This window comes from Thalassospira povalilytica, from assembly GCF_002844235.1.
Lineage (GTDB): Bacteria > Pseudomonadota > Alphaproteobacteria > Rhodospirillales > Thalassospiraceae > Thalassospira > Thalassospira povalilytica.
In genome coordinates, this window is sequence record NZ_PGTS01000001.1 from 49,032 (window position 1) to 66,158 (window position 17,127).

General features: G+C 55.9%; 19 protein-coding genes. 18 read left to right on the plus strand and 1 reads right to left on the minus strand.

Features of this window, described 5'->3' with window-relative positions; all coding sequences use genetic code 11:
* The first annotated feature begins 139 nt into the window (after positions 1-139).
* The 18 genes from CU041_RS00250 (at position 140) to CU041_RS00335 (ending at position 16,151) form a co-directional block, all read left to right on the plus strand.
* Positions 140-1,336: a urate hydroxylase PuuD gene (locus CU041_RS00250; RefSeq protein WP_101245276.1), complete on the plus strand. Its 1,197-nt coding sequence runs from the start codon at positions 140-142 to the stop codon at positions 1,334-1,336.
* A 462-nt stretch (positions 1,337-1,798) separates the two neighbouring features.
* The gene (gene urtA / locus CU041_RS00255; protein ID WP_101245277.1) at positions 1,799-3,073 is read left to right on the plus strand and encodes an urea ABC transporter substrate-binding protein; all 1,275 of its coding nucleotides are present in this window, start codon (positions 1,799-1,801) and stop codon (positions 3,071-3,073) included.
* Positions 3,074-3,199: 126 nt separating this feature from the next.
* The gene (gene urtB, locus CU041_RS00260) at positions 3,200-4,903 is read left to right on the plus strand and encodes an urea ABC transporter permease subunit UrtB (RefSeq protein ID WP_101245852.1); all 1,704 of its coding nucleotides are present in this window, start codon (positions 3,200-3,202) and stop codon (positions 4,901-4,903) included.
* A 3-nt stretch (positions 4,904-4,906) separates the two neighbouring features.
* The gene (urtC, locus tag CU041_RS00265; RefSeq protein WP_101245278.1) at positions 4,907-6,094 is read left to right on the plus strand and encodes an urea ABC transporter permease subunit UrtC; all 1,188 of its coding nucleotides are present in this window, start codon (positions 4,907-4,909) and stop codon (positions 6,092-6,094) included.
* Entirely contained in the window at positions 6,091-6,891 is an 801-nt protein-coding gene (urtD, locus tag CU041_RS00270) for an urea ABC transporter ATP-binding protein UrtD (protein WP_233432957.1), read from the plus strand. Before urtC ends, urtD begins: the two co-directional genes overlap by 4 nt.
* A 14-nt stretch (positions 6,892-6,905) precedes the next feature.
* Positions 6,906-7,601 (plus strand): urea ABC transporter ATP-binding subunit UrtE, encoded by a 696-nt coding sequence (gene urtE, locus CU041_RS00275; protein WP_101245279.1) that lies wholly within the window; start codon positions 6,906-6,908, stop codon positions 7,599-7,601.
* Positions 7,602-7,787: 186 nt separating this feature from the next.
* Positions 7,788-8,720 carry an urease accessory protein UreD gene (locus CU041_RS00280; RefSeq protein WP_101245280.1) on the plus strand — a complete coding sequence of 311 codons (933 nt, stop codon included), beginning with the start codon at positions 7,788-7,790 and terminating at the stop codon, positions 8,718-8,720.
* Between the two features lie 27 nt (positions 8,721-8,747).
* Positions 8,748-9,050, plus strand: a complete 303-nt coding sequence (locus CU041_RS00285; protein WP_101245281.1) for an urease subunit gamma — start codon at positions 8,748-8,750, stop codon at positions 9,048-9,050.
* Positions 9,051-9,062: 12 nt separating this feature from the next.
* Positions 9,063-9,368 (plus strand): urease subunit beta, encoded by a 306-nt coding sequence (locus CU041_RS00290; RefSeq protein WP_101245282.1) that lies wholly within the window; start codon positions 9,063-9,065, stop codon positions 9,366-9,368.
* A 15-nt stretch (positions 9,369-9,383) separates the two neighbouring features.
* On the plus strand, positions 9,384-11,096 hold the full coding sequence (gene ureC / locus CU041_RS00295) for an urease subunit alpha (RefSeq protein ID WP_101245283.1): 1,713 nt from the start codon (positions 9,384-9,386) through the stop codon (positions 11,094-11,096).
* A gap of 13 nt (positions 11,097-11,109) precedes the next feature.
* The gene (locus CU041_RS00300; protein WP_101245284.1) at positions 11,110-11,727 is read left to right on the plus strand and encodes an urease accessory protein UreE; all 618 of its coding nucleotides are present in this window, start codon (positions 11,110-11,112) and stop codon (positions 11,725-11,727) included.
* The gene (locus CU041_RS00305; protein WP_101245854.1) at positions 11,717-12,427 is read left to right on the plus strand and encodes an urease accessory protein UreF; all 711 of its coding nucleotides are present in this window, start codon (positions 11,717-11,719) and stop codon (positions 12,425-12,427) included. The genes CU041_RS00300 and CU041_RS00305 overlap by 11 nt, the downstream gene beginning before the upstream one ends.
* Positions 12,424-13,044, plus strand: a complete 621-nt coding sequence (gene ureG / locus CU041_RS00310; protein ID WP_101245285.1) for an urease accessory protein UreG — start codon at positions 12,424-12,426, stop codon at positions 13,042-13,044. The genes CU041_RS00305 and ureG overlap by 4 nt, the downstream gene beginning before the upstream one ends.
* A 198-nt stretch (positions 13,045-13,242) precedes the next feature.
* Positions 13,243-13,689 (plus strand): SRPBCC family protein, encoded by a 447-nt coding sequence (locus CU041_RS00315; protein WP_101245286.1) that lies wholly within the window; start codon positions 13,243-13,245, stop codon positions 13,687-13,689.
* Entirely contained in the window at positions 13,676-14,035 is a 360-nt protein-coding gene (locus CU041_RS00320) for an ArsR/SmtB family transcription factor (RefSeq protein ID WP_101245287.1), read from the plus strand. Before CU041_RS00315 ends, CU041_RS00320 begins: the two co-directional genes overlap by 14 nt.
* 194 nt (positions 14,036-14,229) lie before the next feature.
* On the plus strand, positions 14,230-14,778 hold the full coding sequence (locus CU041_RS00325; protein ID WP_101245855.1) for a biotin transporter BioY: 549 nt from the start codon (positions 14,230-14,232) through the stop codon (positions 14,776-14,778).
* Positions 14,779-14,883: 105 nt separating this feature from the next.
* Positions 14,884-15,558: an energy-coupling factor ABC transporter ATP-binding protein gene (locus CU041_RS00330; RefSeq protein WP_101245288.1), complete on the plus strand. Its 675-nt coding sequence runs from the start codon at positions 14,884-14,886 to the stop codon at positions 15,556-15,558.
* Positions 15,555-16,151 carry an energy-coupling factor transporter transmembrane component T family protein gene (locus CU041_RS00335; protein ID WP_101245289.1) on the plus strand — a complete coding sequence of 199 codons (597 nt, stop codon included), beginning with the start codon at positions 15,555-15,557 and terminating at the stop codon, positions 16,149-16,151. The genes CU041_RS00330 and CU041_RS00335 overlap by 4 nt, the downstream gene beginning before the upstream one ends.
* 97 nt (positions 16,152-16,248) lie before the next feature.
* On the opposite strand, the gene fghA is transcribed toward CU041_RS00335, so the two are convergent.
* Complete coding sequence (gene fghA, locus CU041_RS00340) at positions 16,249-17,106, minus strand: S-formylglutathione hydrolase (protein ID WP_101245290.1); 858 nt, start codon at positions 17,104-17,106, stop codon at positions 16,249-16,251.
* Between the last annotated feature and the right edge of the window lie 21 nt (positions 17,107-17,127).

Below are 17,127 nucleotides of genomic sequence, written 5' to 3' on the forward strand. Positions count from 1 at the left end.
TTAGGAGAATGTAAGAGATTATTTTGAATGATTCCGGATTGTATGGGGAAATTGCAGCCGGAATCATAACTGTCAGAGGGGCGGCCCGGGCGCGGATCTTGATCATCCGCAGGCGGGCGAGACGGAGGTTTCAGACACCGTGGATATTCTGTTTCAGGACTGGATCAATCTGATCCTGCGCTGGGCGCATCTGATTACGGGCATCGCCTGGATCGGGTCTTCGTTCTATTTCGTGTGGCTGGATCTGAGTTTGCGCAAACGTCCGGGCATGGATGAAGGCGTCTATGGCGAAGCCTGGATGGTCCATGGTGGCGGGTTCTATCACGTCAATAAATGGATGGTCGCACCAAGTTCGATGCCGCCGGAACTGCACTGGTTCAAATATGAAGCCTATTTCACCTGGCTGACCGGTTTTGCGCTTTTGGTGACCATGTATTACTGGAGCGCTGAAAGCTATCTGATTGATCCGGGCGTTCTGGCGCTGACCAAGATGGATGCGATCCTGATCGGGCTTGGCAGCCTGTTTGCCGGCTGGGTGATCTATGACATCATCTGCAAAAGTTCGATCGGCAAGCGCACCGATACGCTGGCGATTGCGCTGTTTATCCTGATCATGGTGGCGAGCTATCTGTTCACCCATGTCTTTAGCGGGCGTGGCGCGTTTATTCATGTCGGTGCGATGATCGGCACGATCATGGCAGCCAACGTGTTTCGCATCATCATCCCGAACCAGAAAAAGGTTGTCGCCAGCCTGATGGCCGGTGAAAAACCTGATCCCAAGCTGGGGCTTCAGGCCAAGCAGCGTTCAACGCACAATAACTATCTGACGCTGCCGGTGTTACTGATGATGATCAGTAACCATTATTCGATGCTGTTTTCCCATGATCAGTCGTGGCTGATCGTTGGTCTGATCCTGATCATCGGTGGTCTGGTGCGCCATTTCTTCAATACCCGCAATGCCGGTGGGACGGGCAAGGCAATTGTCTGGCAACTGCCCGCTGCTGGTGTCGGCATGGCGATTTTGGCGATGTTTGCGTCCTATGACCCCAATGCGGTCAAACTGGCAGACGAGGATATCATCACGGCCGATCATGCCCTGGCGATTGTGCAAACCCGTTGCAGCACCTGTCATTCCGCCAATCCGCGCGATGAAGGCTTTGACGAGGCCCCGGCAGGGGTAATGTTTGATGATCTGGCCCAGATCGAAGCCAATGCCCAGCGTGTTCTGGCACAAGCTGTGATCGGGCGGGCCATGCCGCTTGGCAATATCACCGAAATGACCGACGAGGAACGCGCCCAGCTCGGCCAGTGGATCCGTGCGGGCATGCCGGAATAGGCCGGGGTCCCACCCGTTTGTTGATCAGCAGAAAGGCGATCGCGTTTGGTGGTCGCCTTTTTTGTGTTTTTGGGCAGGCGGATCGAGGGGCTAGCCCCCTGAAATGACGCCCCACCGGGGACCGGCGGGGCGGGAAGCTGCCCGCAAGGTGGTAGATTGTGGTGCAATAACCGCAATGAAGGCGAGGTCAGATCGTGGTCTGACCCGAAACTTCCACCCTTCAAATAAGCGGCGAAGAATGTGGCGTCAATGTGATTAAAAAGTAATCATTTTTTAATCTGTGATTGAAAAATAACCATCAAAAATGCGGATGGCGCAAATATTATCCTTAAATCGGGTGTAAAATAGTCGCATATTGCGTGGGAATCCCTCGATTCTTGATTTTATTCTACTGCCAAAAGAATCTGGCACGGTTTTAGCAAGTATCACTGCGGTGCAATAAACTCGCAGTGGAGGCTATAAATGAATAAGAAGCTTCAGGCGCTTGTCGGCGCTGGGGCCATGGCATGGTCGGCAATGGCCATGTCAGCCGCACAGGCAGCAGATACCATCAAGGTCGGTGTGCTGCACTCTCTTTCGGGTACGATGGCGATTTCTGAAACCACGCTTAAGGACACCGTCCTGATGCTGGTGGACGATCTGAACAAGAATGGCGGTTTGCTTGGCAAACAGGTCGAAGCTGTGGTCGTTGACCCGGCATCGGACTGGCCGCTTTTCGCCGAAAAAGCACGTGAACTGATCGAAAAAGATCAGGTTTCGGTTGTTTTCGGTTGCTGGACCTCGGTTTCGCGCAAATCGGTTCTGCCGGTATTTGAAGAACTTAACAGCATGCTGTTCTATCCGGTTCAGTATGAAGGCGAGGAAAGCTCGCGCAATGTGTTCTATACCGGTGCCGCGCCGAACCAGCAGGCCATTCCGGCTGTTGATTACCTGATGAGCGAAGATGGCGGTTCTGCAGAACGTATCGTTCTTCTGGGGACGGACTATGTCTATCCGCGTACCACCAACAAAATCCTGCGTTCCTACCTGAACGGCAAGGGGATCTCCGATGAAGACATCATGGAGAACTATACCCCGTTCGGTCATTCCGACTGGCAGTCGATTGTTGCGGATGTGAAGGCATTTGCATCGGCCGGCAAGAAAACCGCCGTGGTTTCGACCATCAATGGTGACGCGAACGTTCCGTTCTACAAGGAACTGGCAAACCAGGGCATCAAGGCCGAAGACATTCCGGTTGTTGCGTTCTCGGTCGGTGAAGAAGAGCTGGCCGGTATCGATACCGCGCCGCTGGTTGGTCATCTGGCTGCCTGGAACTATTTCCAGTCGGTTGAATCTGATGCCAATACTGCCTTCATCGAAAAGTGGCATGCCTTCATCGGTGATGAAAGCCGTGTGACCAACGACCCGATGGAAGCAACCTATATCGGCTTTAACATGTGGAAACAGGCTGTCGAACAGGCTGGCACCACCGATGTCGATGCGGTTCGCCAGGCAATGTATGGCCAGAAAGTTGCCAACCTGACCGGTGGCACGGCTGTCATGAACACCAACCACCACCTGTCCAAGCCGGTTCTGATCGGTGAAGTCCAGGATGATGGCCAGTTCGACATTGTTTGGGAAACCGAAGGCACCGTCGTTGGCGATGCATGGTCGGACTTCCTGCCCGAAAGCGCAAAGCTGACCGCCGACTGGACCTATCCGTGGGTCTGCGGCAACTGTGAAAAACCGATGTACTAATTGGTTTTGGGATGGGCCGGTCGTGAACGCGCGACCGGCCCGTTCTGTATCGGGGCGGGATCAGATCCCGGATCCTGATGATTTCTTTTCTTGATTTTCCAGTTTGAATTCAAAGGTTTGGTGATCATGCGCAATGACATTTTATCAGTGCTGCGCCGTTCTCCGTTTTCAATGTGCAAGATGCATGAAATTGCCACCCGTGTGATGGGGGCGCTGGGATTTGTTGTGGTGTTGGCGGCTTTTGTTCCCGATACCGCACAGGCCTTTAGCGACGAAGAACTTCGTAATATTGCCGAACAGCTTGACGATAAAAGTGCGACCAAAAAGGTTGCGGTGATCGAAGAAATGGCGGCCGATGGTGATCCGCGTGTTGCCCCGATCTTAAAAGCGATGCTTGACGGTGATCTTTATGTGCGTGACAGCGACGAGCATGTCGTGATCGCCACCAAAAAGGGCAAGGTTTACACCCATATCGACATTGTCAGCGGCGAAGTTGCCGGTGAAAGCAGTTCCAAGGAGCTGTCGAAGATAAAGATCAACAACCGTTTGCGCGGGGCGCTGCGCGATGCGTTGGCGACACTGAACCTGTTCAGTCCGGACTTGGCCGTGCGCAGTGCGGCGGTCGAACAGATCATGGATGCCCGTGATCCGGCGATGTTGCCATTGCTGTTGCGGGCAATTGATCGCGAAGAGGATGAAACCCTTTTGGCCCGCATGCAACTGGCCGAAGCAACCATGGCGCTGGCGGCTGGTGAAACCACAGATGAACGTCTGGCCGCGATTGCCGTTCTGGCCAGTGAGACCACCCCGCAAATTCGTGCGGTGCTGTCGCAATTTGTTTCCAGTGCCGAGGCCGAAGGATATCAGCCCGAAGTTGTCGCCGCCGCCAAAGACGCGCTTGCCTCGGTCGAACGGCGCCTGTCGACATGGCAGACGGTTGGTGATGTTTATCGCGGTATCAGTCTTGGCTCGGTCCTGTTGCTGGCGGCAGTCGGTCTTGCCATCACATTCGGTGTGATGGGGGTGATCAATATGGCGCATGGCGAGATGATCATGATTGGTGCCTATACCACCTTTGTGGTGCAGCAGGCGCTGGCGCCGTTTTTGTCATCGGGATCGGCTTGGTCACTTGCCATTTCTGTTCCGGCGGCATTTCTTGTGGCCGGGGCGGTCGGGGTTGTCATTGAACGGTGCGTGATCCGGTTCCTTTATGGCCGTCCGCTTGAAACCCTGCTGGCGACATGGGGGGTAAGCCTTGTGCTTCAGCAGGCCATCCGGTCGATTTTCGGTGCAACCAACCAGCAGGTTACTGCTCCCGATTTCATGAGTGGCGCGATTGAATTTTCGACCGGTCTTGTCCTGACCTATAACCGTCTTTGGATCATCCTGTTCAGCGTGATTGTGGTGGCCGGGATTGCCGCGGTTCTGCGTTACACGGCCTTTGGGCTTCAGATGCGCGCGGTAACGCAAAACCGCCGCATGGCCGGATCGGTTGGCATTCGCACCGGTTACGTCGATGCCCTGACATTCGGACTTGGTTCGGGGATTGCCGGGATTGCCGGCGTGGCACTGAGCCAGATTTCAAACGTCAGCCCGAACCTTGGTCAGACCTATATCATCGACAGTTTCATGGTGGTGGTGTTTGGCGGGGTTGGAAACCTGTGGGGGACGGTTCTGGGCGCCTTCAGCCTTGGCATCGTCAACAAGTTCCTTGAGCCGATGGCAGGGGCGGTTCTGGCCAAGATCTTTGTCCTGATCGCGCTGATCCTGTTTATCCAGAAACGACCCAAGGGCCTGTTTGCCCTTAAAGGTCGCGCGGTGGAGGCCTGATCCATGACCGATTATCGTCAAAAATACAAAATGACGCCGGTTGTTGGCTGGCTCCTTAATGACCGGGGCGGGATGACGCTTCTGGCGATCCTGATTGCGGCAGCGATTCTGGTGCCTGTTGGCAATCTGCTGGTTCCCGAAAGTTCGGCCTTTCATGTGCCGACCTGGATGGTCAGCCTTCTGGGTAAGTATCTTTGCTATGCGCTTTTGGCGTTAAGTGTCGATCTGATCTGGGGATTCTGTGGCATTTTGTCGTTGGGGCATGGTGCGTTCTTTGCGTTGGGCGGCTATGCCATGGGCATGTATCTGATGCGTCAGATCGGTGATCGCGGGGTTTATGGCGATCCGATCCTGCCGGATTTCATGGTGTTCCTGAACTGGAAGGAACTGCCATGGTACTGGTACGGCTTTGACATGTTCTGGTTTGCCATTGTCATGGCGATGTTTGTACCGGGGCTTTTGGCCTTTGTGTTCGGGTTCCTTGCCTTCCGGTCGCGTGTGACGGGTGTTTATCTTTCGATCATTACGCAGGCCATGACCTATGCGTTGTTGCTGGCATTTTTCCGCAACGATATGGGCTTTGGCGGCAATAACGGCCTGACGGATTTCAAGGATTTGCTGGGCTTCTCGTTGCAATCCGATGGCACGCGTGCCGGGTTGTTTGTGGCGTCCTGTGTGTTCCTTGGTTTGTGCTATATCGTCGCGCGCGGCATTACCCAGTCACGCCTGGGCAAGGTTCTGATTGCCATTCGCGATGCCGAAAGCCGGGTGCGTTTCACCGGTTACCGGGTGGAATATTACAAGCTGTTTGTCTTTACCGTTTCTGCCGTCATGGCGGGGATTGCCGGCGCACTTTATGTGCCGCAGGTCGGGATCATCAATCCGGGCGAATTTGCCCCGGCGCTTTCGATTGAAATCGTCATCTGGGTCGCAGTCGGCGGGCGCGGGACGCTTTATGGGGCGGTGCTTGGCGCGTTTATTGTCAACTATGCCAAGACCTTCTTTACCGGGGTGATGCCGGATTTCTGGCTGTTCTTCCTGGGCGGGCTTTTCATTGCCGTGACGCTGTTCCTGCCAAAAGGGGTGATTGGTGCGGTTCCGGCATTTGGTGCGGCAGATCGCCAGTCATTGTTCACGACATGGCGCAAACGTGTTGCCGAACGCCGCGCAAATGAAGGAGGCAAGGCATGAGCGAAGCTGCTGTCATAGAAACAGGTGCCTCGGACGAGCCACAGGTCAAATCGGCGCGGGCGGAAACCATTTTGTATGTTGACGGGGTTTCGGTCACCTTTGACGGGTTCCGGGCACTCAATAATCTGTCCTTTTATGTCGAGCCGGGCGAACTTCGCGCCATCATTGGTCCGAACGGCGCGGGCAAGACCACGATGATGGATATCATCACCGGCAAGACGCGCCCTGATACCGGCGATGTCTTGTTCAAAAGCGAAATCGACCTGACCAAAATGGACGAGGCCGAAATTGCCAATCTTGGCATCGGGCGCAAGTTCCAGAAGCCGACCGTGTTTGAAAGCCACACGGTTTTTGACAACCTTCTTCTGGCCTGTTCGGGCGGGCGCGGGGTGTTTCAGGCACTGTTCCATCGCCTGAGCGATGCCGAAAAGATCAGGATCGAAAAGACCCTGATCACCATCATGCTTGAGGACAAGCGCGATGAAATGGCCGCCAACCTGTCGCATGGTCAGAAACAGTGGCTCGAAATCGGGATGCTGTTGATGCAGGAACCCGAATTGCTTCTGGTCGATGAGCCGGTGGCCGGGATGACCGATTCCGAGACCGAGGAAACCGCCAAGCTTTTGCGGTCGATTGCCAAGGATCGTTCGGTTGTGGTGGTCGAACATGACATGGAATTTGTCCGTGACCTTGATTGCAAGGTGACCGTTCTGCACGAAGGATCGGTTCTGGCCGAAGGCCGACTTGACCATGTGCAAAAAGACCCGCGGGTCATTGAAGTCTATCTGGGCCGCTAGGGAGGTGCTGGAACATGCTTGATGTCAGCAATATTGATCTGTTTTACGGCGCGTCCCATGCCTTGCGCAAAGTGTCGCTGAATGCCCAGACCGGCAAGGTAACCGCGGTTTTGGGGCGGAACGGGGTTGGTAAAACATCCCTGATGCGTGCTGTCGTCGGCCAGCACCCGATAACCGAGGGCAACATCAAATGGGAAGGCAAGGATATCTCGCGCGATCCGTCCTGGCGCCGGTCGGCCAACGGGATTGCCATTGTGCCCCAAGGGCGCGAGATTTTCCCGCTTCTGACCGTGAAGGAAAATCTGGAAACCGGGTTTGCCGCCCTTCCGCGTGCCTTGCGTCACATTCCCGACGAGATTTTCGAACTATTCCCGGTTTTGCGCGACATGCTGGGGCGTCGTGGTGGCGACCTTTCGGGCGGGCAGCAGCAACAGCTTGCCATCGGGCGTGCGCTTGTGACCCGTCCAAGGTTGCTGGTGCTTGATGAACCGACCGAAGGTATTCAGCCATCAATCATCAAGGATATTCAGCGCGTCATCAAACAGTTGGCGGATCGTGGCGACATGGCGATCCTGCTGGTTGAGCAATATTTCGAATTTGCCCATGAACTGGCCGACGAGATTGTCGTGCTGGAACGTGGCGAGGTTGTTTTGTCCGGGGCGAAGGAAACGCTCGATCGGGAAAAAGTGCGCGCCTATCTGACTGTTTGATCAGCATTTGCCAAAAAATTGCGCAACTTTCACGTGATTGATCAGACCATTGCCCGCCCGATCCCCGGCAAAACCGGGGTCTGGCGGGGATCGGGCGGTTGGCCCGCATCTTGCTGTTACGCCCCTTGGAATTGCCGGAAAACGGTATCAGGTTCATCAAACGAACCGCAATGATCAGGTGGCTTTGTGCAGCTTAGCAAACTCGAAACCCCGATATCTGCGTCCCCGAATGCAGATACAGCAACGAACGGAACGCCCGCGCGCATCATTACCGATGGCCGTGCTGAGGTAACGTTCCGTCAGGGTTCCGGGCCTGCCCATCAGGGCGGGCATGCGGCACTTGATCATCTTTATTACCGTGATCCGATGAAAATCCTGTTCCCGCGTCCGGTGGCCGGGGATTTGACGACGGCGGTTCTGGTGACGACATCGGGCGGGATGGTTGGCGGCGACAAGCTTGCCTTTGCCGGTAAGGTCGAGGCGGGTGCATCCGCCCTTTTCACCGCCCAAGCCGCTGAGAAAATTTATCGATCCGTCGGGCCCGATTGTGAAATGTCGGTGGATCTGACGGTTGAAGATGGCGGTTGGCTTGAATGGTTGCCCCATGAAAGCATTCTGTTTGATCAGGCGCGGTTAAAGCGCAAAACCACGATTGCAGCGGCCGGATCAGGCCGGGTTCTTGCCGGTGAGATGATGGTGTTTGGGCGCCTTGCGCGCGGCGAAGTGTTTAAAACCGGACTGGCGCGCGATGCATGGGATGTGTCGATTGACGGACGTCCGGTGTGGCGGGATGCGCTGCATCTTGAAGGCGATGTGTTGCGTATTCTTGATCACGCGGCGGCCTTTGACGGGGCACGCGCCAATGCCACGGCCATTCTGGTCGGGCACGGGGTCGAAGATCACCTTGATGATGCGCGCGATTGCCTTGAACAGGCATCAGCGGGGCTTGCCAGGAATGATGTCCTGTGCGGGGCGACTGCGATGAAGGGCATTGTGATTGCGCGTTTCATGGCGCGTGAACCGATGAAATTGCGCCGGGTATACGGTGCTTGGTGGAAACAGTTCCGCCACAAGACACGGGAGCTTCCCGAACGTTTGCCGCGTTTGTGGGAGATTTAAAACGGTGGATCCAGGGAGTAGGCAGGCATGAATTTGACGCCACGCGAAAAGGACAAGCTGCTGGTTTCGGTTGCGGCCATGGTCGCACGCAATCGCCTTGAAAGGGGGGTAAAGCTTAATTACCCCGAAGCCATCGCAATCATCACGGATTATGTCGTCGAAGGGGCGCGTGATGGCAAATCTGTTGCGGCTTTGATGCGCGACGGGGCCACCGTGATTTCGCGCGATCAGGTGATGGATGGCATTGCCGAAATGATCCATGAAATCCAGGTCGAAGCAACGTTCCCGGACGGGACGAAGCTTGTCACCGTTCACGAACCGATCCGTTAAGGGGGTAAGCACATGATTCCAGGTGAAATCATTACCAAGGAAGGCAGCCTTATTCTTAACGAGGGGCGCGAAACCAAAACCATCATGGTGGCCAATACCGGGGATCGTCCGGTGCAGGTCGGATCGCATTATCATTTCTATGAAACCAATCCGGGGCTTGATTTCGACCGCGAAGCCGCGCGCGGTTTCCGCCTTGATATCCCGGCCGGGACGGCAGTTCGGTTCGAGCCGGGCCAGTCACGCGAGGTCAATCTGGTGAAATATGCCGGGTCCGGCACGGTTTACGGCTTTAACGCCAAAATCAACGGCAAGCTCTAAGCGGGGGAACGAGACATGGCATATGAAATTGATCGTCCATCCTATGCGGCGATGTTTGGTCCGACCGTTGGCGACAAAGTCCGTCTGGCCGATACCGACCTGATCATCGAGGTCGAAAAGGATTTCACCACCCTTGGCGAAGAAGTCAAATTCGGCGGTGGCAAGGTTATCCGTGACGGCATGGGCCAGTCACAGGCAACCCGCGCCGAAGGGGCGGTTGATACCGTGATCACCAACGCGCTGATCCTTGATTATACCGGGATTGTCAAAGCCGATATCGGCATCACCGGGGGGCGCATTGCCGGGATCGGCAAGGCCGGAAACCCGGATGTTCAGCCCGGTGTTGATATCATCATCGGCCCGGGGACCGAGGTTATTGCCGGTGAAGGCAATATCATCACCGCGGGCGGGATTGATGCACATATCCACTGGATTTGCCCGCAGCAGGTTGAAGATGCGCTTTATTCCGGCGTGACCAGCATGCTGGGCGGTGGCACCGGCCCGGCGGCGGGTACGAACGCCACCACCTGCACGCCCGGTCCCTGGCATATTGCCCGGATGTTGCAGGCCGCCGACGGCATTCCGATGAATATCGGTTTCTTTGGCAAGGGCAATGCGACCCTTCCGGGATCGCTGATCGAACAGATCAAGGCAGGCGCCTGTGGGCTTAAGCTTCATGAAGACTGGGGCACGACACCAGCCGCGATTGATACCTGCCTTTCGGTTGCCGATGACCTTGATATTCAGGTCATGATTCATACCGATACGCTGAATGAAAGCGGCTTTGTCGAACATACTCGCGCATCGTTTAAGGGGCGCACCATTCACACCTTCCATACCGAGGGTGCCGGTGGTGGCCATGCTCCGGATATCATCAAGCTGTGTGGCGAAGCCAACGTTCTGCCGAGCTCGACCAACCCGACACGTCCATTCACGGTCAACACGATTGACGAACATCTGGACATGTTGATGGTCTGCCATCACCTTGATCCGAAAATTCCCGAAGACGTCGCCTTTGCCGAAAGCCGCATCCGCCGCGAAACCATCGCCGCCGAAGACATCCTGCATGACCTTGGCGCGTTTTCGATCATTTCATCAGACAGTCAGGCCATGGGCCGTGTGGGTGAGGTCATCACCCGTACCTGGCAGACGGCAGACAAGATGAAAAAGCAGCGCGGCGCACTGCCCGAAGATGCGGGCAAAGGGAATGATAACTTCCGCGCCAAGCGTTACGTCGCCAAATACACCATCAACCCGGCCATCGCGCAGGGAATTGCGTCCTATGTCGGGTCGATCGAAGTTGGCAAGATTGCCGACCTTGTGGTCTGGAAACCGATGTTCTTTGGCACCAAGCCCGACATGGTGGTCAAGGCCGGGATGATCATTGCCGCAGCGATGGGCGATCCGAATGCCTCGATCCCGACGCCACAGCCGGTTCATTACCGTCCGATGTTCGGGGCCTATGGCAATGCGCTTGCGAAATCGAGTTTCTCGTTCGTATCGCAAGCCGGCATTGATGCCGGAATTGCCGCCGAGTTCGGGCTTTCCAAGGAATTGCTGGCCGTATCGAACACGCGCAATATCGGCAAAAAGGACATGAAGCTTAATGATGCGCTTCCGGTGATGGAAGTTGATCCGGAAACCTATCAGGTGACGGCGGATGGGGAACTTCTGACCTGTCAGCCGGTCGATGTTGTGCCGATGGCTCAACGTTACTTCCTGTTCTGATCGGATCAGTTTTATGCGTCATGCCATTGAACATATCCCGGTTGATCGCACCGATACATCCGAGGTCCGCGGGACGGTGACACTGGTCTTTTCCGACCGTCACCGTCGCCGCATTCGCCTGCATGATGACGCGGGCGAGCCGTTCCTGCTTGATCTTCCGCATGCGGTGCGTCTGGCCGACGGGGATCGGTTGCGCCTTGTTGATGGCGGGGTGATTGTGGTGCGCGCGGCCGAAGAGCCGGTTTTGACCATCACGGCATCCGGCCCGATTGCCGCGGCCAAGCTGGCCTGGCATATCGGCAACCGCCATACCCCGGTCGAGGTCCTTAAAGACGGGCGGCTGCGGATCATTGATGATCATGTGATGCGCGATATGATTACCGGTCTTGGCGGGGTTGTCGAAAATGAAATCGCGCCGTTCAATCCGTTAAACGGGGCCTATCACGGCCTTGGCGGGGCGCATGGCCATAGCCACGGCAATGATCATTTCGATCATGAGGATCATGACCACAAACAGGATCATGAGCACAGCCATAGCCATTCGCACAGTCATTCCCATAGCCATTCCCACAGCCACGGTGATCACAGCCATTCCCACGCCCATGCCGCAGGGAAACCGCATGACCACTGAAACCCTGACCCTTAACCCCGCGGGCCTGATGCGGTTGATGACATGGCTGAGCCCGTCATTTCCGGTCGGTGCCTATACCTATTCCCATGGCGTGGAATATGCGGTGGAAGACGGACGGGTCAGCTCGGCCGAAAGCCTGATCAACTGGGTTGAAGGGGTATTGGAATTCGGGGCCGGGAGGATTGATGCGGTGCTGTTTTGTGCGGCATGGCGGGCGGCCCTTGCCGGTGATGAAAAGGCGCTTTTTGATATCGGTATCGAAGCTGATTGCTGGCGCGGCACATCTGAAATGGCGCTGGAGGCAACCGCACAGGGACGTGCCTTTGTCTCGACGGTGGAAAAGGTCTGGGGTGACGGGATGCTGTCGCGCTGGGCCAGCCGGATGCGCGATGATGATCGTCTGCCATCCTATCCGGTGGCGGTCGGTATTGCGGCGGCCGAGGCCAAAGTGCCGCTATGTGATGCCCTGACCGCTTATTTGCATGCCATGGCGGCAAACCTTGTTTCCAGTGCGGTGCGTCTGGTGCCGCTTGGTCAGACCGATGGTGTCCGGTCTCTGTCATCCCTTGATCACGCGGTTTCTGTCGCGGTGGATCACGCGATGGCGGCCGAACTGGCCGATCTCGGGGCATCTGCCCCGTTGATCGACTGGACCTCAATGAAACACGAAACCCAATATACGAGGCTATTTAGATCATGAGCTCTCCCCTTCGTATCGGAATTGGTGGGCCGGTTGGCTCGGGCAAAACCGCACTTCTGGAGCGCCTGTGCAAGGCCATGCGCGACGAGTTCAATATCGCGGCCATCACCAATGATATCTATACCCGCGAAGATGCCGAATTCATGACCCGGTCGGGCGCCTTGGCACCGGATCGGATTGCCGGTGTTGAAACGGGCGGCTGTCCGCATACCGCCATTCGCGAAGATGCCTCGATCAATCTGGCAGCGGTCGAAGATATGGCTGCCAAACATGCCGGGCTTGAGGCGATCTTTATTGAATCAGGTGGCGATAACCTGTCGGCCACGTTTTCGCCGGAGCTTGCCGACATTACCATTTACGTCATCGACGTGTCGGCCGGGGATAAAATCCCGCGCAAGGGCGGACCGGGCATTACACGATCGGATTTGCTGGTGATCAACAAGACCGATCTCGCACCGCTTGTTGGTGCCGATCTTGGCGTGATGGACCGCGATGCCAGGAAAATGCGCGGAGATCGTCCGTTCCTGTTTACCAATCTCAAGGCCATGGATGGTCTTGAAGACGTCAAGAATTTCATCATCGAGACAGGGGGGCTCCGCCAATCCGCAGCATCCTGATATGGGGATATAAGGAAAGCTGCACGGGCATTGCCGGTTACATCAACACGGCATTGACCCAAGGATGACGGGAGCACGCATCGCCCGGCCGGAAACGGTCGGGCGTTTGTGCATTCGGCGATCAAATCAAATATGCAACTTTGTAGTTGCGTAATGGGATTTCTTCTGGCAGATTAAATGCAACCAGGAGGTTGCTTTATGTCAAATAGCATTGAAAAGTCGATCGAGATCAAAGCATCGCGGTCGCGCGTCTGGAAGGCCCTGACCGATCATCGCCAGTTCGGCGCGTGGTTTGGTGTTGATATCGATGCACCGTTTGCGGTGGGCAAAGTGTCGTCGGGAAAAATCACCATCGAAGGATTCACACACGTTCCATGGACATCGACGATCAAGGCGATGGAGGAACCGGGGTATTTCGCCTATACATGGCATCCATATGCGGTTGATCCCGACGTGGATTACAGCGATGAACCCGAAACGCTTGTCGAATTCTGGCTGGAAGAAACCGGTGGTCAGACATCGGTCCGGGTGCGCGAAACCGGATTTGACAATTTACCACCCCATCGCATTGCCGATGCGTTGCGGGCCAATACAAATGGCTGGGGTTTCCAGTTGGAAAACATCAAGAAACATGTCGAAAGCTGAACAAAATCCTGCGAATGGCGAACATGACCGTGATTTTTCGGTCATGTTCGCCGCATTGGGCGATCCGACACGATTGGCGATTTTTGATCGACTGGCCGATGGCAAGCCGCGTTCGATCTCGGTTCTGTCCGATGATGCCGATATGACGCGACAGGCCGTGACCAAACATCTGCGGGTGCTTGAAGGCGCCGGTCTGGTGCAAAGCCATAAGGTCGGGCGTGAAAGCCAATATGCCTTTTGCCCCGAACAGCTGGCACAGGCGCGTGCCTATCTTGATCAGGTGGCGGGACGTTGGGAAACGGCCCTGATGCGGCTTAAAACCTTTGTCGAAGGCGATGATAGCTAACTTTTTGATATTCATCGTATAATTGGTGCGCTGCGATATTGGGGGCAAAAGCCCGGTGTCATTTTGCTTGGCGGGATGAAAATTTGCGGTTATCCCATAGCGCGTTGAGCCGGTCGGGCGGACCGGTTAACAAAAGCATCCTTGCGCAAGGGGTTGATGCAGGGATGCTTTATAACGGCAATGGGAACCGTTACATGAAGACCAAAGATATCGTCTATATCGCCTTGTTCGCAGCTTTGACCGCTGTTCTTGGCCTGTTTCCGCCAATCACACTTCCGATTACCGGTGTGCCGGTGACGGCCCAGTCATTGGGACCGATGCTGGCCGGTGCGATTCTGGGGGCCCGTCGTGGCGGACTTTCGATCGTGCTGTTCCTGGTGCTGGTTGCACTTGGCCTGCCGTTACTGTCGGGTGGTCGTGGTGGTTTTGGCGTGATGATCGGGGTCACTGGCGGATTTATTTTTGGCTGGGCCGTCTCGGCCTTTGTCATCGGGCTTCTGATCGAGAAATTCTGGAACAGCCTGAATGTCATCAAGGCGGCCCTGTCGATCGCCTTTGGCGGGATTGTTGTGCTTTATGCGCTTGGCAATGCCTGGGTCGCGGTTGTGGCTGAAATCAGCTATTGGCAGGCCACCGTTGGTGCCGCACCGTTCCTGATTGGTGATGTAATCAAGGTTGCAATTGCGACTGCGGCCTGTCTTGCGGTGCGCAAGTCCTATCCCTTGATTTCCAAATCAGCCTGACGTTTGATGGGCGCAAGCAGCATTCGCCTTTGCGGTGTTCTTGCGCCCGTTTTATGACCAGACAACTGCCGATCACTTCCTGCAACAGGCCGGACCGACAACCCCATGATCCGTTTTGAAAATGTTTCCGTGCAGTTCGATCAGCGCAGGGTGCTGGAAAATATCGACCTCGCGCTTGGTGAAAAGCGGATCGGGATCATCGGGGCCAACGGATCGGGCAAAAGCACCCTTGTGCGTCTTCTGAACGGGCTTCAGACCGCGACCAGTGGGCGGGTATTGGTTGATGATCTTGACCCGGCCAAGGATGGCCGCAAGGTCCGCCGCCATGTCGGTTTTGTCTTTCAGAACCCCGATAATCAGATCGTCTATCCGGTGGTCGAAGAAGACCTGGCCTTCGGGCTCAAGGCCCTGAAACTGCCCAGGGACGAGATCAATCATCGCATTGATGAAATCCTTGCGCGGTATGATCTGTTGGATTTCAAAACCCATCCCAGTCATCTGCTTAGTGGTGGGCAGAAACAGCTTCTGGCCATTTCCGGCGTTCTGGTGATGGCGCCGCGCTACGTCGTTTTTGACGAGCCGACCACCTTGCTTGATCTGCGCAATCGCAACCGGGTTGAACGCGCGATTGCCGATCTGGATCAGACGGTGATCACGGTATCGCATGATCTTGATCTGATTGCAGAGTATGACCGGGTTCTGGTGATCGAAAATGGCCGGATTGCCGTTGATGATCGCCCGGCCGTTGCCATCGCCCGATATCGCGAGATGATGGCATGATCGCCGGGCTTTATATCGACGGGAATTCGGTGCTCCATCGGGCGCAGGCCGGGCCAAAGATCCTTGCGATGGTTGCCCTTGGCACCGGTGTTTTCATGGTGCCGGACTGGCCGGTTGTCAGTCTTGTGCTGGCAAGTGTGATTGCGCTTTATCGGCTTTCGGGTTTTGGCTGGCGGGTTATCATCGCCCAGATCAGACCGATGGCGTGGTTGCTGGCAATCTTTTTTGCGGTTCAGCTGTGGCTGAATGACTGGCAGGCGGGGTTGCTTGTGATTACCCGGATTGCGGCCATCGTCATGTTTGCATCCCTGATCACGCTGACCACCAAAACATCGGACATGCTGGCTTCCCTTGAACGTGCCCTGCGTCCGCTTAAGCCACTTGGTGTGAACCCGGAAAAGGTCAGCCTTGCCATTTCAATGGTGCTGCGCTTTATCCCGGTGATTGCCACGGTCGCATCGGAAATCCGTGATGCCCAGCGTGCGCGCGGCCTTGATCGATCCATCCTTGCGATGATCGTACCACTGATCATCCGAACCCTTAAAATGGCCGATGATGTTGCCGATGCGATTGAAGCGCGCAGCTTTGACTAGGCGGTCATTCGTGCATGAAAAAAGAAAAAGCCCCGACACGTCAGGGGGGTGGGGTGCATGGCGACGTGCCGGGGGAGTTCGAAGATCAGGGGTGCAATCAGCTCAGGCCAAGATGCTTGGCGTGGAAGCGGATGTGATCTTCGATAAAGCTCGAAATGAAGTAATAGCTATGGTCATAGCCATCCTGCATTCGAAGGGTCAGTGGATAGCCTGATGCCTTGGCCGCGGCTTCTAGCGCCTCAGGCTTAAGCTGTTCGGCAAGGAAGCCGTCAGCATCACCCTGATCCACCAGTGCCGGGGTTTGGGCATCGGATGCGGTGGCCGCCTTCATCAGTTCCGAGCTGTCCCAGGCCTTCCAGACCGATTTGTCATCGCCCAGATAATTGCCAAGCGCCTTTTGGCCCCACGGGCAATTGATCGGGTTGGTGATCGGTGAAAAGGCCGTAACCGATTTGAAGGTGCCGGGATTGCGCAGCGCAATCATCAAGGCACCATGCCCGCCCATCGAATGGCCGGAAATGACGGCATCGTCGCTGACCGGGAAATGATCCCTGATCAATTCGGGCAGTTCTTTGGTCACGTAATCATACATGCGGTAATTGCGTGCCCAGGGTTCCCGGGTGGCATTGACATAAAAGCCCGCACCCTTGCCGAAATCATAGGCTTCGTTCTCGTCATCGGGGACGTGATCGCCACGCGGGCTGGTATCCGGGGCGACAATCGCAATGCCCAGTTCGGCGGCAACGCGAAACGCACCGGCCTTTTGCATGAAGTTTTCATCGGTACAGGTCAGGCCCGAAAGCCAGTACATCACCGGAACCTTGGTGCCGTTGCCCGCCTGTGGCGGCAGGAAGATGGCAAAGCGCATGTCACAGCCCAGTACCGCGGACGGGTGGGTGTATTGCTTTTGCCAGCCACCAAACACCTTGTTGCTTGACGCGTTTTCAATACCCATTTCGGGGCTCCTTCTGATCGG